16 protein-coding genes are annotated in these 18,398 nt (G+C 40.8%); 8 read left to right on the top strand and 8 right to left on the bottom strand.

What is annotated here, in order from left to right; genetic code table 11:
• The first annotated feature begins 30 nt into the window (after positions 1-30).
• The 4 genes from AWN68_RS08975 to AWN68_RS08960 all read left to right on the top strand — a co-directional run bounded on the left by AWN68_RS08975 (position 31) and on the right by AWN68_RS08960 (position 5,168).
• Positions 31-2,874 carry a T9SS type B sorting domain-containing protein gene (locus AWN68_RS08975; protein ID WP_157716146.1) on the top strand — a complete coding sequence of 948 codons (2,844 nt, stop codon included), beginning with the start codon at positions 31-33 and terminating at the stop codon, positions 2,872-2,874.
• 39 nt (positions 2,875-2,913) lie between these two features.
• Complete coding sequence (locus AWN68_RS08970; RefSeq protein WP_068414289.1) at positions 2,914-3,330, top strand: thiol-disulfide oxidoreductase DCC family protein; 417 nt, start codon at positions 2,914-2,916, stop codon at positions 3,328-3,330.
• An 81-nt stretch (positions 3,331-3,411) separates the two neighbouring features.
• Positions 3,412-4,284, top strand: a complete 873-nt coding sequence (fabD, locus tag AWN68_RS08965) for an ACP S-malonyltransferase (RefSeq protein WP_068414288.1) — start codon at positions 3,412-3,414, stop codon at positions 4,282-4,284.
• A 158-nt stretch (positions 4,285-4,442) separates the two neighbouring features.
• Complete coding sequence (locus AWN68_RS08960; RefSeq protein ID WP_068414287.1) at positions 4,443-5,168, top strand: hypothetical protein; 726 nt, start codon at positions 4,443-4,445, stop codon at positions 5,166-5,168.
• Positions 5,169-5,203: 35 nt separating this feature from the next.
• Here the strand turns inward: AWN68_RS08960 and folK are convergent, their stop codons facing one another.
• On the bottom strand, positions 5,204-5,695 hold the full coding sequence (gene folK, locus AWN68_RS08955; RefSeq protein WP_068414286.1) for a 2-amino-4-hydroxy-6-hydroxymethyldihydropteridine diphosphokinase: 492 nt from the start codon (positions 5,693-5,695) through the stop codon (positions 5,204-5,206).
• Between the two features lie 75 nt (positions 5,696-5,770).
• On the opposite strand from folK, the gene bioB reads away from it, so the two are divergent.
• Entirely contained in the window at positions 5,771-6,874 is a 1,104-nt protein-coding gene (gene bioB / locus AWN68_RS08950; protein ID WP_068414285.1) for a biotin synthase BioB, read from the top strand.
• Positions 6,875-6,933: 59 nt separating this feature from the next.
• On the opposite strand, the gene AWN68_RS08945 is transcribed toward bioB, so the two are convergent.
• The 7 genes from AWN68_RS08945 to AWN68_RS08915 all read right to left on the bottom strand — a co-directional run bounded on the left by AWN68_RS08945 (position 6,934) and on the right by AWN68_RS08915 (position 13,893).
• Positions 6,934-7,533 carry an outer membrane beta-barrel protein gene (locus tag AWN68_RS08945; RefSeq protein WP_084362812.1) on the bottom strand — a complete coding sequence of 200 codons (600 nt, stop codon included), beginning with the start codon at positions 7,531-7,533 and terminating at the stop codon, positions 6,934-6,936.
• A 31-nt stretch (positions 7,534-7,564) separates the two neighbouring features.
• Complete coding sequence (locus tag AWN68_RS08940; protein ID WP_068414278.1) at positions 7,565-8,458, bottom strand: flavin reductase family protein; 894 nt, start codon at positions 8,456-8,458, stop codon at positions 7,565-7,567.
• A gap of 60 nt (positions 8,459-8,518) precedes the next feature.
• Positions 8,519-8,917, bottom strand: a complete 399-nt coding sequence (locus tag AWN68_RS08935; RefSeq protein ID WP_068414276.1) for a DoxX family membrane protein — start codon at positions 8,915-8,917, stop codon at positions 8,519-8,521.
• A 63-nt stretch (positions 8,918-8,980) separates the two neighbouring features.
• Positions 8,981-10,252 (bottom strand): fumarylacetoacetase, encoded by a 1,272-nt coding sequence (fahA, locus tag AWN68_RS08930; protein WP_068414273.1) that lies wholly within the window; start codon positions 10,250-10,252, stop codon positions 8,981-8,983.
• Positions 10,253-10,265: 13 nt separating this feature from the next.
• Complete coding sequence (hppD, locus tag AWN68_RS08925) at positions 10,266-11,405, bottom strand: 4-hydroxyphenylpyruvate dioxygenase (RefSeq protein ID WP_068414271.1); 1,140 nt, start codon at positions 11,403-11,405, stop codon at positions 10,266-10,268.
• Positions 11,406-11,411: 6 nt separating this feature from the next.
• The gene (locus AWN68_RS08920) at positions 11,412-12,572 is read right to left on the bottom strand and encodes a homogentisate 1,2-dioxygenase (protein WP_068414268.1); all 1,161 of its coding nucleotides are present in this window, start codon (positions 12,570-12,572) and stop codon (positions 11,412-11,414) included.
• A gap of 94 nt (positions 12,573-12,666) precedes the next feature.
• Positions 12,667-13,893: a Glu/Leu/Phe/Val dehydrogenase dimerization domain-containing protein gene (locus AWN68_RS08915; RefSeq protein ID WP_068414267.1), complete on the bottom strand. Its 1,227-nt coding sequence runs from the start codon at positions 13,891-13,893 to the stop codon at positions 12,667-12,669.
• Positions 13,894-14,068: 175 nt separating this feature from the next.
• Between AWN68_RS08915 and AWN68_RS08910 the strand changes: the two genes are divergently transcribed.
• The 3 genes from AWN68_RS08910 to AWN68_RS08900 all read left to right on the top strand — a co-directional run.
• Positions 14,069-14,527, top strand: coding sequence for an Lrp/AsnC family transcriptional regulator (locus tag AWN68_RS08910; RefSeq protein WP_068414266.1), 459 nt, complete (start codon positions 14,069-14,071; stop codon positions 14,525-14,527).
• A gap of 136 nt (positions 14,528-14,663) precedes the next feature.
• Entirely contained in the window at positions 14,664-17,348 is a 2,685-nt protein-coding gene (locus tag AWN68_RS08905) for a valine--tRNA ligase (protein WP_068414263.1), read from the top strand.
• A 453-nt stretch (positions 17,349-17,801) separates the two neighbouring features.
• On the top strand, positions 17,802-18,398 hold a 597-nt coding region (locus AWN68_RS08900), incomplete at its 3' end, for a carboxypeptidase-like regulatory domain-containing protein (RefSeq protein ID WP_157716145.1).

The following is an 18,398-nucleotide window of genomic DNA, read 5'->3' as shown; positions in this document are numbered from 1 at the left end:
AAGCAGAAACCAAGGTATTGCATGGGGTTAATGAGAAAGTCATTCTTTATTATTTCGTTTTTATTGCTGGCAGGAGCCCAAGCTTGGGCAACACACATTAGAGCGGGTGAGATTACAGCCGTTAGAATTTCACAAACTAGCTTAAAATTTAGGTTCACAATAGTAATTTATTCCGACACTGATTCTGGGGTACAAGTAGCAGACGGAGGGATGCTTGATTTTGGACAAGGTCGGACTATTGGTTCATTGAAAGGCGGAAATCGCCAGAAGTTTATTGAAGCCGCAGTTTTCTTTGAAGAAAAATTCATAGGGAATAAAACAGCCATGACCATCTTCCAATTTGAACACACTTTTGATGGGCCTGGAGTTTATGTGGTCAGTTACACTGAACAAAACCGAAATGATGAAATTTTAAATATCAATGGAGGAAGCTCTAAACAGGTTCCTTTTCATATTGAGACCGTACTTAGGATAGACCCAGGCTTAGATGTCAACGCTACACCTCAGTTAACAGTCCCCCCAATTGACCGTGGATGTATAGGTTTCAGATTTGTTCATAACCCAGGAGCATATGATCCTGATGGAGACAGCCTTGCTTACAGAATGGTTCCTTTATTACAAGACAGGGGCGTGGAGGTGAACGGTTATGTGCCCCTAAACGATCCATCAATATCTACAATGAGAGAAAATGGGGGGAGCCCAGCCAAGTTCGAGATTGACCCGATTACCGGTACTTTCACTTGGGATGCTCCTATGATTGCAGGAGAATACAATGCTGCATTTATAGTAGAAGAATGGCGTTTTTCCGAAATCACCGGGAAGCATGAATTACTTGGCTATGTGACCCGTGACATGCAGATTCTTATAGAAGACTGTGATAATGAAAGGCCAGAATTAGAAATACCAGCAGACACCTGCATTGAGGCGGGTACTCTATTGGAGGCTGTGATCAGAGGAACAGACCCTGATAATAACAAAGTTTTAGTGGAAGCCTTTGGTGGTGTTTTTGATTTCAACCCAAATGCTGCACAGTTTACTCCTGAGCCAGCCTTTAAAACTCAACCAGTCGATCAATTATTCAGATGGCAAACTGATTTTTCTCATGTAAGAGAAAGACCATATGAAATTCAATTTAAAGTATCAGACAAACCTACAGACCCTGATGCCCCTTCGTTAACCGAATATGCAACTTGGTATGTCACCGTTGTGGCTCCGGCTCCTACAGGGTTAAAATCTGCAATTGCAGATGCTCGATCTATACAACTGACTTGGGATAATTACCTAGGAAGAAACTTGAGTCCTGTTATGAAAATTTATAGACGGGTAGACACCTTTGATTTTGATCCAGAGAATTGTAACCTTGGAATCCCAGATGGATCGGGTTATGAACTAATTGATCAGGTACCTATCAATCAAACCAGTTATGTTGACACTAATAATGTAAGACCTGGCGTAAACTATTGCTATAGAATTGTTGCTGAATTTCCACTCCCAAAGGGAGGCACGAGTTACGCCTCTTTTGAAACTTGTACTTTAATCCCCATTGATGTGCCTGTCATCACAAATGTTTCTGTAAAAGAAACCAATGCAACCAATGGCGAAATGTTCGTGAAATGGACATCGCCACTTGAGATAGACCAAGCCCTTTTCCCACCTCCATTCAGGTACGAATTAGTAAGATACGAGGGGTATACGGGTACCGCAGGGCGCACACTTGTAACTTCTACAACTGATACATCTTACACCGATACTGAACTAGACACTAGAGATATCCCTTATCACTACCAAGTTAGATTTTATGATTCTGGTGACAATCTAATTGATAGCTCCGCTGTAGCTTCATCTGTTTGGCTTAGTGCCCTAGGCTTAGTAAAGGCTGTTGAATTAAAATGGGAAGCCAGTGTGCCTTGGACTAACAAGGTGCAAGCATACCCCTACCATTATATTATGAGAAACCGCACCGATGCAGCGGCAAATGATGAAAATAATTTCGTCTTGATTGACAGCGTAAAAGTTACTGACCATGGCTTTATTTATTTTGACGATGGAAGCTTTAACAATACACCATTGCTCGATGATCGGGAATATTGCTACATAGTAACTACTCAAGGGAGTTATGGTAACGACCTTATTCCTACCCCCCTTATTAATGATTCGCAAAAGCTGTGTGTTCAGCCTAACGACAGTGTAGCACCAGAAACGCCAGAAATAGATATACCTGATGGTGCTGAGCAGGTAAACGGCTTAATTATATTGGATAGTCCTAACTGTGCCGCCCTAGAAAATCTAGGTTGTGCATTCGTTAATTTCTCAAACACACTGAGTTGGACGGCAGATGATGTTGACGGTGATATTGCCAGTTATAACATTTACTTTTCTCCAACTGGAGCAGAAGGCACATTCAAACTGGTGGGAAACTCAAGAGATGCAACTTTCACGCATACTGGCCTAAGCTCATTCAAAGGTTGTTACAAGATTAGTTCTATTGATCGCTCCAATAACGAAAGTAGTTTGAGTGCAGCAGTCTGTTTCGATAACTGCCCTAATTATGAATTGCCAAACACTTTCACTCCGAATGGAGATGGATTAAATGACACCTTTAGGGCCTTTGACAGACCAAATGGAAAATGTCCACGCTTTGTAAAAGCTATTGAGTTTAAAGTCTTCAATCGTTGGGGCGGCAAAGAAATTTATAGCTATAGCACCAAAAGTAGCATTGAACCAAACTACTTTATTGATTGGGACGGACGAGATAGTAATGGGAAAGAATTGCCAGAAGGCACCTATTACTACCAAGCAATTGTCACTTTTGATGTTTTCAATCCAAGGAAAGAAACCATGGAGTTTAAGAACTGGGTGAAAATTGTGAGATAATGGCTGAAACTTTTATGGCAATCTAAATGTCTAGTTCACATGCAATCAACTTCAAATAGTCAAGAACATGATATATTGCTCTTCGATGGCGTTTGCAACCTGTGTAACAGTTCAGTCAATTTCATAATTGACCGAGATCCAAAGAAACATTTCAAGTTTGCAGCACTTCAATCTGATTTCGGTCAAGCCAAACTGAAGGAACTGGGTTTTAGTCAAGAAGAGTTCGATAGCTTAGTATTATTAAGCAACGGCAAAGTTTACCGAAAAAGTTCGGCCGCATTACGCATCGCTAAAAAGTTAAAAGGACTCTGGCCATTACTGTATATCTTCATTGCTATCCCTCCATTCATCCGAAACGGAGTGTACGATATTATTGGTAAAAATCGCTACAAATGGTTTGGAAAGCAGGATTCCTGTCGAATGCCTACCCCTGAATTAAAGCAGAGGTTTATTTAAGCTCAAGCGCTTAATTCAATCATTTTTTGTTTGACAACCAAAGTAGAATTAGTTTTACCCTCTTAAAAAATCAGATCATCCATGAACGCATACGTTTTCCCTGGTCAAGGTGCCCAATTTCCCGGAATGGCCAAAGACCTATATTCTTCTTCGGAAAAAGCAAAATCGCTTTTAGAGTCTGCCAACGAAATACTTGGTTTCAGAATCACCGATATTATGTTTGACGGCACTGCCGAAGAGCTTAAAGAAACCAAAGTAACACAACCGGCAGTCTTTTTACATTCCGTAGTATTGGCATTAATTTCAGAAGATTTCAAACCTGACATGGTTGCGGGTCATTCATTAGGTGAATTTTCTGCATTAGTAGCCAATGGTGTTTTGTCATTTGAAGATGGCTTAAAACTTGTTTCCAAAAGGGCGTTAGCCATGCAAAAGGCATGCGAAATCAATCCTTCTACTATGGCCGCAATTCTTGGTTTAGAGGAAGAAAAAGTGGAAAAAATATGCGCTTCGATTGATGAAGTGGTGGTAGCCGCCAATTATAATTGTCCTGGTCAGTTAGTTATTTCAGGTTCACATAAAGGAATTGAATTGGCTTGTGCCGCAGCACTTGAAGCTGGAGCAAAGAGAGCACTGCCCCTTCCTGTTGGAGGAGCGTTCCACTCTCCTTTAATGGAACCCGCTCGTGAAGAATTGGAGAAAGCAATCGATGCTACTCATTTCAATCCCGCAAAATGCCCAGTTTATCAAAACGTAACGGCCAAAGCTTCATCAGACATTGATGAAATCAAAGAGAATTTAAAGATTCAGTTAACCGCACCCGTGCGTTGGACACAGTCGGTACAAGCCATGGTTGCCGATGGAGCAACACACTTTACAGAATCAGGGCCAGGAAAAGTGCTTCAAGGCTTAGTCAAAAAAATATATAGAGAAGCTGAGGTGTCAAGCATTTAGCAAAAAACTTACCCTAAAGTCTTCAGAGTCACCAAAATTCCTTCATTAAACCAATGAAGGAATTTTTCGTTTAAAACCCTGTCCGACCCAAAGCCTTTCCAAAACCTAGGCTTTTGCTTAGATTAGAGAAGAAACCACTGTATCTAAAAATTACGGCTATGTCAAAGTATTTATTAACCCTCTCAATTGTATGTTTATCCTTTGGCGCTTCTGCGCAATACACATCTGAAGTTAAGGCCATACAGCTCGAAAACACTTTGATTTCACAACAAAATGCCGCATTAAAAGGTCAGAAACTAGTTGGAATGACACAATATGATTTAGACTTTGAAAGAAGCCCACTCGTCTATAAAGAATGGCAGTTCGGAACCATTAGCTTTAAAACAGACCAGAAAGCTGATTCAATGCTGCTAAATATCGATGCTAATATAAATGCATTGGTTTTCAAGCTTAGTGAAGAATACAATCCTTTTAGAGTTGAAAGCGAAAAAGTTGCGGGATTTACACTCTATGGCGCAGAAAACAGATTCTTCATTCGGAAGTATACAAGTGACTTTAAAGAGTTAAAAAACGAGCTCCTATTTTTTGAAATACTATATGAAAGTGAGAGCTTTTCAATACTTAAGCAAGAAACAAAACGAATTATCCCCGCAGACAGCCAGTTGAGATACGTATCTGTCCCAGAAGACAAATACAGAGTAGATGTTAACTATTTTTTCAAAAAAGGAGCTGACTTATATGAAGATGTTTCAATAAACAAGAAAGGCTTTAAAACTATGACTTCGGGTGACTTGTACGATGAGATTCAAGATTTTGTCAAAGAGAATAAGCTCAAATGGGGGGATGAAGCAGACATGATTAAAGTGTTTAAACAGTTCTTTTAAACGACCTTCCCCTTTTCAGGTCAGATTAGTGTATCTTAAAGTTCAGCCAGAAAAATTTTAGCTTTTAATTTATCTTGGCATGCCTCCAGCATTTCCAATTGCGTTTTCCCATTAATTGGGTGTTTAAAGTCAGAAGCCAATTCAACCAAAGGAGTTAGTGTAAACCTTCTATTCTGAATCTCAGGGTGTGGTATTTTCAATCTTGGCTTATCAACCACAGCATCTCCATAATAGAGGATATCAATATCGATTAAGCGTTGTGCCCATTTCATATTTCGCACCCGCCCCATTAAGCCTTCAATGATATTGATGATAATCAAGATACGTTCAGGATTCTTATCGCTCTCTACAATCACCACTTGATTTAAAAAACTAGGCTGGTCTTCAATACCCCAAGCAGCCGTTTCATAAATAGCAGATTCCTTCTTGATGGTCAATTGGTGAGCAGTGATCTGCTCCTTTGCTATTTGCAAGTTATATTCTCGATCCCCCAAATTCGTACCTAACAATAAGTAGATGTCGCTCATAGTAGGCAAATATACTATTTGCTTATTGGAGTTGATAGTGAACCTCCTTAATTTGCCAGTTCATAAATTTGGAGAATGAGCGAAATCAGAAACGACTGGACTAAAGAGGAAATTGTTGAAATATACAACAGGCCATTGCTTGAATTGGTATATGAGGCGGCAACGGTTCATAGAAAATTTCATAACCCAAGAGAAGTACAGATCAGTACCCTGCTATCTATTAAAACTGGCGGTTGTCCTGAAGACTGCGCTTATTGTCCGCAAGCAGCTCGCTACCACACAGATATTGAAACCAATGACTTGATGACCGTTAGCCAGGTAAAAGCGCAAGCTTTAAGGGCCAAGTCTACAGGCTCATCAAGGGTTTGTATGGGTGCAGCTTGGAGAAATGTAGAAGACGGGCCAGAGTTTGAACAAGTGCTCGACATGGTGCGCACCATCAACACATTGGACATGGAAGTATGCTGCACCTTGGGAATGCTTACTGAAAATCAAGCACAGCGCTTGGCTGAAGCTGGTCTGTATGCCTACAATCACAACCTTGATTCTTCAGAAGAGTATTATAAAGAAATCATTTCCTCCAGAGGTTTTGACGACCGTCTTCAAACCTTGAAAAATGTTCGAAAAACGAATGTTACTGTATGTTCTGGCGGTATTATAGGCATGGGCGAATCCATTGAAGATAGGGCAGGAATGCTGATCGCTTTGGCTTCTTTGAGTCCACAGCCAGAGTCTGTCCCAATTAACGCATTAGTAGCCGTAGAAGGCACTCCGTTGGAGGATCAGCAAGTGATTCCTATCTGGGACATGATTAGAATGGTGGCTACAACTAGAATCGTATTGCCCTCTACTACAGTGCGTCTTTCTGCTGGAAGAACAGAAATGAGTAAAGAAGGTCAAGCTTTCTGTTTCCTAGCGGGAGCAGGGTCTATCTTCGCAGGGGATAAATTGTTAACCACTCCAAATCCTGATGTAAATGAGGACATGGAGCTTTTCAATATTTTAGGTCTGAACCCAATGAAGCCTTATGCTAAAGGTGCCAAGCCTACTCCTGTGAACCCAGACGAAATGACTCCGTCTGAAGCCGAAAAAGCGAAATGGTCACGCCCAGGACACAGGATCGAAAAGAACGTTGATGCCACTAAGAAGGCCAATAAAAAAAGGAAGGAAGCATTATAGCCTCCTTCCTTTTTTACTTTACACCTCAACCAGAGGTTTATCCTTTAGCTTATCAGTTCTTAGAACAATTTGAATCCAACGGCCAATACGATTTGGCTGCTTCTTTCATCAGTTTGAAAAGAGTTACCTCCTGCAGTAATTGTTTCACCAAATTTCTCGCTTAACGCTCCTTCGTATTTGAGGTCAATCACGAATTTCAAGACATCTACACCTAAGCCCGCTTGAAAACCAACGGTTGTATTACTATAGTTATCCTTAATATCTACAACGGCACCACTAACATCACTCTCTGCTTTTGTTAAAAAACTAAAGGCTGGACCTGCGTTTATTCTCAATGGACCGATTTTACCTCCTATCATTACAGGCACGTCTACTCTGTTGAAACTTAAGTCAACATTACTTGTACCCGAAGTGATGGTAGAATTAGTCTGGCTTAACAGGGCTTCAGGCTGAATATACAATCCTATCACGGGTACTTTCACTCTCAAAAAAGCACCAAATTGGTAACCAAATTCGGCATCACCTTCTTTTACGCTAGCTACACCTTCTTTTACATTAAGGTTAGAAGAGATAACCGCCACTCTTGGACCAAAATTTACCTGTGCGGACACGCTGTATACCATACCCAGCATTAATCCCATTATTAATAACTTTCTCATTTTCAATTATTTAGAGTTTTAATTTATAGATTCAATTGACTTGCAACAGCGTTAACCATGCATTTTCTAATTCATCGCTCCTTAAAAAATCTTGCGCCATTGTATGCAAATGATACTCCAACGACTCTGGATCATTTTTGAAACGTAATTTCACCTCTTCTATTTCAGGGCGAGTTCCAAAAGCCGAAACGGCCTCAGGGTCAGGAAGTTTTTCAATATTTCCCAAACGCCCCAAATTATTCCCCGAAAGTACTACACTATTTCGAATTATCTCAGGGATTTGATCATATCCAATTCCTAAATTCTTATTGGGTTTTGGTAATTCAAAAAGAGCTTCTCCATTGGCCCGGCAATACCAGTCTGCTCCCATTCTCCCAACCAAATCAGCTTTTACTGGATCTGGCATGCCTTGTTCGTTAAGAATTTCTTCCTTCAAGTGCATCAAAACCACCTCGCATATAATGAGGTTTCCAGCTCCGCCTTCATCTCCTAGAGAAATCACTTCGTTTACCTTGCATTCATAAGCTGCAATCGACTCTCCCACTCTAGGCGGCTTTACCATTTCAGAGTCCACCGCAGTCAGCCCTGACTTTACAAACTCATTCACTCCTTGCGCATATTCCGTGCTCGTCAACGACATTTGTTCTACAATATCATAACTCACAATATTGATAACCACTTCTTTGGTTTCAATGGCGTTTTCAAGCGTATGTTTAGTCGTATTGTCGCGCACCCTCCTTGCTGGAGAAAAAACCAAAATCGGAGGGTTGGCACTGAATACATTGAAAAAGCTAAAGGGACTTAAGTTTACATTTCCGGTTTTGTCCACGGTACTTGCAAAAGCGATTGGACGTGGGCCAATAGTGCCTAACATCAAACCGTGCAATTTCCCGGTTGGGATTTCTTTAGGATCGATTCTCATCATTCTTGAAGTATAAAAATTTATTCATTCAGTAGAAGAACACCCTACTAACAGGCACTGCCTCTATTTGTTTGGTAAATACTTGGCCTTGATCTCTGAAAAATTCATCAATAGTGTAATCGCACAACTCATAAAAGCCACAATGGCCAGCGCAAATAAGTAACCTCCATCACCTTGCACTTCGATACCAAGTTTGGTTAAATGAAAAAAGATGGCTCCCGAAATTGTACCCAATCCTAATAGCGCCCCTAATTCGTAACGATTTGTCAGTAAAAGGATACTAGCGATCAATTCTACAGTCCCTGTCATATACCTGCCCCACGGTTCCATCCCCACTTGCGTGAAGATATAAATGGATTCTTCAGCCCCAGTAAATTTAAAAAATAACGTTTGGAGCATAATTAAAGTAGCCAAAAGCCTAAGGGTCCACGATACAATCTTCTTTGATTTCTTGTTTCTCATGTGGTCTAATTTCGTAAAAATAACCGAATTCGACTCCATTACGCTTCTGGCTGCTAATAGTTTCTATTTGGCAGGCAGTACCAAAGCACTTACTTCTCCAAAACCAACGCGAACACCATCCTTTTCAGCATGGCCACGCATAATTACGGTATCGCCATCATTGATAAATTTGCGTTGAGTTCCATCTTTCATAGTGACTGGATTTTCGCCTCGCCAAGTAAGCTCTAACATCGAACCAAACTCTTCAGGTTTTGGGCCAGAAATGGTACCTGAACCGTACATATCTCCTACTTGAAGATTACAGCCATTACCAGTGTGATGTGCCACTTGTTGGCTCACATTCCAATACATGTATTTGTAATTAGAATTACTCAGCACAGTTTCGTCTGCTCCTTCTGGTTTTAAAGCCACTTGCAATTTCACGTCATAATGTAAGTCACCTTTGGTTTTTAGGTATGGCAAAACTTCAGGGTCTTGTTTTGGACCAGCGACTCTAAATGGCTCAAGCGCATCCATAGTAACGATCCAAGGCGAAACATGCGAAGCAAAGTTCTTAGCCAAAAATGGCCCTAATGGCACGTATTCCCATTTCTGAATATCTCTTGCCGACCAATCGTTTAACAGTACAAAACCGAAAATATGGTCTGGCGCAGCTTTGGCCGAAACAGGATCACCAAGCGCATTTTCTTTACAAGTAATGAAAGCCATTTCCAATTCGAAATCCAACAAACGACAAGGCCCGAAAGATGGCATTTCAGCATCATCGGCTTTGGTTTGCCCTTTTGGACGATGAAATTCTGTTCCAGAAACCACAATGCTCGAAGCCCTACCGTGATAAGCCACTGGCAAATGTTTCCAGTTCGGCATCAAGGCATTATCGGCCCCTCTGAACATGGTACCCACATTCCGGGCGTGGTCTTCAGAAGAATAAAAATCTGTGTAATTCGGCACTCGAACAGGCATCAGCATCTCCACTTCTTCCTTTGGAATTAAGGCCAATTCGCGGGCAGCTACATTGTCTCGAAGTTCTTCATTGCCTTTTTCTAAAAGCTCGGAAATTCGGTTGCGTACCTCACTTGTTTTTTTCTTCCCTAAAGCAATAAAGTCATTTAAGAAAGCTTGGTTGAAAACGCCAGCAGGAAGAGCTAAACCATCGAAATAGCCATTTTCGTATAAGTAGGTCAAATCCAAAACAGAATCGCCAATGGCCACTCCAGCGCCCGGCTGCAAGTATTCTGTTTTGAAAATACCAAAAGGTAAATTTTGTATGGGAAAGTCTGAATCTTTAGCCACTTCTACCCAAGATTGAAGTGACGGATTATTTGCTTTAATCATATTTTCTCAAAAATTATAGCGTTCCTCTTAATTCTTGTTCGTGCTCAATAGACTCGAACAATGCTTTGAAATTGCCTTTACCGAAAGATTGCGCTCCTTTTCTCTGGATGATCTCGAAGAACATGGTTGGTCTGTCCAACACTGGTTTTGTGAAAATCTGAAGCAGATAACCTTCATCATCTCTGTCAATCAGAATATTCATTTCCTTCAACGGCTCTAAATCCTCATCGATCTCGCCCACTCGCTCCAAAATATTATCATAATATACTTCAGGCACATAAAGGAACTCAACGCCACGGCTTCTTAAATCGCGAACTGTTTCGATGATATTGTTGGTTGCCACAGCGATGTGTTGCACGCCAGCACCATTATAAAAGTCGATGTATTCTTCGATCTGAGATTTCTTCCTTCCTTCAGCAGGTTCGTTAATAGGAAATTTAATTCTACCCGTACCATTACTCATTACCTTACTCATTAAGGCCGTGTATTCGGTAGAAATGTCTTTGTCATCGAAAGAAACCAATTGAGCAAAGCCCATTACTTTGGCATAGAACTCACACCATTTGTTCATTTCACCCCATCCTACATTACCCACCATATGGTCAATGTATTTAAGACCAGTTGGCGCTGGGTTAAAGTCCGTTTTCCAAGCTTTGAAGCCAGGCATAAACACACCTTTGTAGTTTCTTCTTTCCACAAAAATATGGATGGTTTCACCGTAAGTATGAATTCCAGAACGAACTACATAACCATGTTCGTCTTCTGTTTTTTCAGGCTTCATAAAAGATACTGCTCCGCGAGATGTAGTTTCTTCCCAAGCTTTCGTAGCGTCTTCCACCCAAAGGGCGATTACTTTTACACCATCGCCATGATTATTGATGTGCTCGTTAATTGGTCCATCCTTCTTTAAAGGCGAAGTAAGCACCAATCTAATTTTGTCTTGCTGAAGCACATAAGAAACACTTTCCTTATTGCCCGTTTCCAGACCCGAATAGGCTACTGATTCAAAACCAAATGCGGTTTTATAATAGTGAGCCGACTGCTTAGCATTACCCACGTAAAGCTCTACATAGTCGGTTCCGTTGATCGGAAGGAAATCTTTTGCTTCCTTAAATATTTTTTCTCCAGGATAATTTGCGTTCTCTGTTGCCATAATTTTTTATTCTTCTAACCAAGATTTATGATAATCTTTTACTAATAATTTCATTGCGGCTTCGGTTACTTTTAAAGGTTTAAAAGTATCGACCATTACCGCCAATTCTTGCGTTTCGGTTTTACCCAAACTTCTTTCCATCGCTCCCGGGTGCGGACCGTGAGGGATTCCCGCTGGGTGCAATGTAATCTGTCCTTTCTCTATATTATTACGACTCATAAAGTCGCCATCAACATAATAGAGCACTTCGTCTGAATCGATATTGCTGTGATTATAAGGCGCAGGCACTGAATCTGGATGGTAATCGTAGAGCCTTGGCACAAATGAGCATACCACAAAAGCATCGGTTTCGAAAGTTTGGTGAACTGGAGGCGGCTGATGAACTCGACCTGTAATTGGCTCGAAATCGTGAATTGAAAAGGCATAGGGGAAATTATAACCGTCCCAGCCCACTACATCAAAAGGATGCGTGGCATAGACATATTCGTGAATCATACCTTGCTTTTTCACCTTAATGATAAAGTCGCCCTTTTCATCGTGCGTTTCTAAATTTTGCGGTCTTCTAATGTCCCTTTCGCAATAAGGCGAATGCTCTAAAAGCTGACCAAACCAGTTACGATAACGTTTTGGTGTATAAATCGGGCGGTGTGATTCTACAATGAACAAGCGGTTTTTCTCATCATCAAATTCGATTTGATAAATCATTCCACGTGGCACCATCAGGTAATCACCATAACCAAACTCTAAAGTACCGAGCAAAGTGCGTAACCGCCCTGTACCTTGATGGATGAAAATCAATTCATCGCAATCGGAGTTTTTATAGAAATAATCCGTTTGAGATTTTGTAGGTGCGGCCAGAATAATCTCGCAATCGCTGTTCACCAAGACTGGTGTTCGGCTTTCCAAGTAATCTACTTTTGGAGGCACCGAAAAGCCTTTCAACCCAAGCGAAAGCATATTCTTTTCCACAGCGATTTTGGGTGCAACATCGTATGAACGAAGTACCTCCTTGACCTGTGTAGGCCTATGCACATGATAAAGCAATGACGACATTCCGTCAAAGCCTACAGTTCCGAAAAGCTGCTCGTAATAGTAGCCACCATCTTCCTTTTTAAAAGTAGTGTGGCGTTTATGTGGGATCTTTCCCAATTGATGATAAAACGGCATATCGCTTTGTTTTAATTATTTAGCTCCCGTAAACCTAAGAGCTTACTATAAACAGCCCCTGAAACACCCCGAATTCTCGGGGCAGGGTGACTTACTATATTAACTGCTTAAGGGAATTTTCCAATGCTCTTTTCGAGATGCCTGTTTTTTCTGGAGAAAGGTCATATACTTTCTGCAATGCATTTCGAATAACATTGGCAGTATCCTCAAAAATCGCCTCATCTGTCAAGGCAATTCCGCCCTGCATAAGATACGCAAAAACACGCGCCATTCCACAGTTAGCAATAAAATCTGGCAGTACTGAAAGATTCTCATCAGCAAATAAACCAGTAGGCCCAAAGAAAATTTCAGGATCATTGAACGGCACATTTGCTCCACACGAAATCACTTCCAACTTCGATTCGATCATACGATCAACCTGTGGCCTTGTGATTAATCGAGAGGCTGCAGCAGGAACAAAAACTTCGAAATCTAAGCCCCAAATTTCTTCATTGATTTGATCGAAAGGGATCATATCTTCTGCAACAAGTTGGTTCCCCTTCCTGTTTAAAAAGTAGTTTTTAATCTCTTCCAAAGAGAAACCTTCTTGTTTCATCACCCCACCTTCGCGATCAATAATACCCACCACTTTCATTCCCATTTGAGCCAAATAGTAACCCGCAGCAGCGCCTACATTTCCCCAGCCTTGGATCACAGCTCTTTTCACTTTGTAGTCGCCACCCCAAATTTGATAATAGCCGCGAATGGCTTCTGCTACTCCATAACCAGTAATCATATCGGCTACTTTGTACTTCCTGCTTAAATCTGGTGTGTATTCCGGGTTCTCAATTACTTTGATGACTCCATTCCTAAGCTGACCTATACGATTGATCTTCTGTGCTTCTGTTGGTTTAAAGTGACCATTGAAAACGCCTTCCTGTGGATGCCAGATACCAGCTTCTTCGGTCATGGCAATTACTTCGTGAATTTCGTCTACGTTTAAATCACCCCCCGTTCCATAATAGAATTTCAAAAGTGGGCTTACCGCAGCAAACCATCTTTTCAATACCCCTTCCTTTCTTGGATCTTGTGGATCGAAGTTGATGCCAGATTTGGCACCACCAATGGCCGGACCAGAAATGGTGAATTTCACTTCCATAGTTTTGGCAAGCGATTCTACTTCTCTTTTATTCAAACCCACACGCATACGAGTACCGCCACCAGCAGCTCCTCCGCGCAACGAATTAATCACCACCCAGCCTTCGGCCTCGGTTTCAGAATCTTTCCACTCAAAAACGATTTCAGGTCTCTTATTTTCAAATTTCGCTAATAGCGCTTCCATATCTCTTTTTACTAAGGTCAAATACTAACAAATATACTTTTTACAATTTGTTCAAAATACCTTTCACCCAAAATGATTTTCATGTTTAGCTGATTCAAATTAATAATAATCAATCAACAGAGTATTCCACTTAAAAGCTATCCAAAAACACGTATCTTTAGAAAATTCCACTTCTATGAAATTAGACGCCACCGACATTCGCATTTTAGAGATTCTGCAAGAAGATGCGCGTATCACCACAAAAGCCCTTGCCGACCAACTCAACCTTTCCACCACACCAATCTTTGAACGGATTAAACGTTTAGAAAGAGAAGGAGTTATTAAAAAATATGCGGCACTACTCGATGGAAAAAAACTAGATTTAATGCTCACTGTGTTTATTTCAATTTCGCTTACGAAACACAGCCGTATGTACTTAGAGAAGTTTGTAAATGAAATTAAGGCCTATCCTGAAGTTATGGAATGTTACCACATTGCTGGCAACTTTGATTTCCTCTTAAAAGTGGTGGTAAAGAGCATGGAATCATATGAAACCTTTATTCTCACCAAACTCTCTACCACAGCAAATTTGGGACAGGTACAAAGCTCATTTGTGCTCTCCAAGAACATACACACTACGGCATTTAGTTTTTAGAGAAGAGGTATAATGACAGCGATCATTGAGGAATTAATAAGCACTTCCTCTTCTTAGCTTCATTCTTCTGCCTTCTAACTTCCGTGTTCCGACTATTCCACCTATTTTTGCAGCCTAATTTTATTCAAACAATTACATGTCGCTTTCAACGAAGTATAACCCGAACGAGATAGAAGATAAATGGTATGCCCACTGGATGGATAAAGGATATTTCCATGGCAAGGTAAACCCTCAAAAAGAGCCTTACTCTATTGTCATCCCTCCGCCAAACGTAACGGGTGTGCTCCACATGGGCCACATGCTGAATAATACCATCCAAGATGTGCTGATCAGAAAAGCCCGAATGGAAGGCAAAGAAGCTTGCTGGGTACCTGGTACCGACCACGCTTCGATTGCCACTGAAGCCAAAGTAGTGAAGATGCTTCGCGAAAAAGGCATCAAAAAATCTGACCTCAGTCGGGAGGAATTCTTGACCCATGCTTGGGAATGGAAAGAAAAATATGGCGGGATCATTCTTGAACAACTGAAGAAACTTGGTGCCTCATGCGACTGGGACCGCACCGCGTTCACCATGGATGAAGGCTACCACAAGGCTGTGCTCCGTGTTTTTGTAGACCTATATAATAAAGGATACATCTACCGCGATTTACGCATGGTCAACTGGGATGTTGAAGCCCAAACTACGGTTTCGAATGAAGAGGTGATTTATGCCGACCAAGATGAAGTATCGAAGCTTTACAAATTTCAGTACAGCATTAAAGATTCAGACGAAAAGGTAATTATTGCTACGCAGCGCCCTGAAACTATTTTAGGAGATGCCGCTATTGCCGTAAACCCAAAAGATGAGCGTTACCAACATTTGATTGGTAAAACTGCACTTGTGCCTTTCGTTAACCGTGAAATTCCAATCATTGCGGATGACTATGTAGAAATAGAATTCGGAACAGGTTGCCTAAAAGTAACGCCTGCCCACGACCCGAATGACTACGAAATTGGTTTGCGTCATAATTTAGAAGTGATTGACACCATCGGCTTTGATGGTAATTTGAATGAAAACTGTGGTGTGCCGAAATATATGGGCATGGAGCGCTTCAAAGCGCGCAAGGTAATGGTGAAAGACTTAGAAGAAGCTGGTTATTACATCGGTTTTGAAGAGTTTACAACCAGAATCGGTCGTTCAGAAAGAACAAATACAGTGATAGAGCCAAAGCTTTCTTTGCAATGGTTCATCAAAATGAAAGAAATATCGCGCACAGCGCATGAAGTGGTGATGAATGACGAAGTGGAGATTCTTCCTTCTAAATTCAAAAACACTTACAACCACTGGATGGAGAATGTACGCGACTGGTGTATTTCACGTCAGCTTTGGTGGGGACAACAAATTCCGGCCTACTTCTATGGTGAAGGTGAAAATGACTTTGTTGTCGCTGAATCGGCAGATGAAGCATTGGCATTGGCCAAAGAGAAATCAGGCAATGCTCAACTCACTGCCAGTGACCTAAAGCAAGATGAAGATGTACTCGACACTTGGGCTTCTTCATGGTTGTTTCCAATGGCAGTTTTCAATGGCTTTGATGATTCATGCTTTGATAGAGAGACAGGTAAGATTATTAAAGGCAAGAATGCTGAGTTAGACTACTTCTACCCTACCACCACTTTGGTTACCGCACCAGAAATTTTATTCTTCTGGGTAGCCAGAATGATTATTGCTGGCTATGAGTACACTGGAGAGAAACCATTTAAGCACGTTTATTTAACGGGAATTGTACGCGACAAACAGCGAAGAAAAATGTCGAAGTCTTTGGGTAACTCACCTGATCCACTGGACTTAATTAAAGAACTAGGCGCTGATGCCGTGCGTACTGGAATGCTTTTTTCTTCGCCAGCAGGCAACGATTTGCTTTACGATGAAAAGCTTGTTGAGCAAGGAAGAAAATTTGCCAACAAGATATGGAATGCTTTCCGTTTAGTTAAAGGTTGGGAAGTTGGTGGCAGTTCAAACGGTCAAGAAAACCAAACCGCAGTGCGTTGGTTCGATTCTAGGTTCAATGCAGCCCTTGCTGAAATCGAGGATCATTTCAGCAAATTCAGAATTTCTGATGCACTAATGACCACCTATAAGCTGATTTGGACCGACTTCTGTTCGTGGTATTTAGAAATGATTAAGCCTCCGTTTGGAGAGCCTATCGACAGACCTACTTACGAGGTAACACTTAATTTCTTCGAGAAAATCATGAAGGTGCTTCATCCGTTTATGCCTTTTATTACCGAGGAAATATGGAGTGAATTAAGAGAAAGAGCCGAAGGACAAGACATCATTGTTTCTACTTGGCCAATCATTGGCGGTGCTGATGAAGCACTGAACAAGCAATCTGAAATCGTTTTTGACTTGGTTTCTAACCTTAGAAACTTGCGATTGTCAAAAGGAATTTCCCCGAACAAGGCTTTGGACTTAGCGATTAAATCAGGCAACCCTGAGGCTTACGAGCCTTTCATTAATATCATTAAGAAGTTAGCCAACATCGATCAACTAACCTATACGGATGAGAAAGTAAGCGGCACGCTAGGCTTTGTCATTAAATCTGATGAATTCTTTATTCCTATGGAAGAAGGCGCGATTGATATTGAAGTAGAAAAGACCGAAATATTGAAAGAGCTAGAATACACTAAAGGCTTTTTGAACTCCGTAATGAAAAAACTGAGTAATGAACGTTTTGTGGCTGGTGCTCCTGAGCAAGTAGTAGCCATAGAGAAGGCTAAACAAGCCGATGCAGAAGGAAAAATAAAAGTATTGGAAGAAAAACTAGCTGGACTGAGTTAAGGGCTACCAGTTCTCTATTAAACATTGAAACAGCCTCGAAAGGGCTGTTTTTTTTGTTCAAAATCTCAAAAACGTACCCAGAAATATTTTAGCGTGTATCCCCTCGTAATTATCACACTAAAATCGACAGATCGTAAAAATTATAAATTTCGCGATAACGTTATAATACATCAGACAAGTAATATTTTTTGTAATTATTTGAAGATGAACCAAATACACCTCAATAACCGTCAATAATTTAATAAAACCAATATTGTCATAGATATTTACAATTTTATAATGAGCCATATATGGTCATATATGAACAATAAAAATTTAAATATGACAATTAAAATATATACCGATAAAACAGAATTATCACCATTTATAAAATGATGTATCCTTATACGTACGTTAAAGCAACATCAATATCCGTTTAGGTGTTATTCGCGCAAACAAATGAATTACTTATAAATGCAAAAATTTAAACTAAAATTAATGCTCATTTTGCTACTCGTTAGTAGCAGTGTAATGGGCCAGCAACGTACCGTGGAGGGTACTGTGCTTGATGAATTCGGTTCTAGCTTTCCAGGCGTGACGGTTTCCATTAAGGGAACAACCACTGGAATAACCACAGAATCGGACGGTAAATTCTCACTATCAGTGAATGCTGAGAATGCAGTTCTTGTATTCAGGTACTTAGGTTACAAAACCAAAGAAGAACCTGTAGGTAACAGAACCACAATTAACGTGTCAATGGTACCTGACATTATTGACGCAGGTGAAGTAGTAGTAGTTGCTTATGGAACTCAAGACGCAAAGAGTATCACAGGTTCTGTGACATCGCTTTCAGCTGAGAAAATCAAAGACAGACCAATTACTAGTGCAATTTCTGCACTTGGTGGTTCTGGCCCTGGTATTCAAGTAACGACAGCAACAGGTCAGCCTGGTTCTAGCCCTGCCATCAGATTAAGAGGTATTGGTTCAGTTAACGGAAGTAACGAACCTTTCATAGTCGTTGATGGTGTTCCTTTTAGCGGAAACATTAATAGGATTAACCCTGATGACATT

It is taken from the genome of Roseivirga echinicomitans, assembly GCF_001592935.1.
Lineage (GTDB): Bacteria > Bacteroidota > Bacteroidia > Cytophagales > Cyclobacteriaceae > Roseivirga > Roseivirga echinicomitans.
Note: the sequence above shows the minus strand (reverse complement) of the source record. Positions and strands in the feature narration are given on the sequence as shown.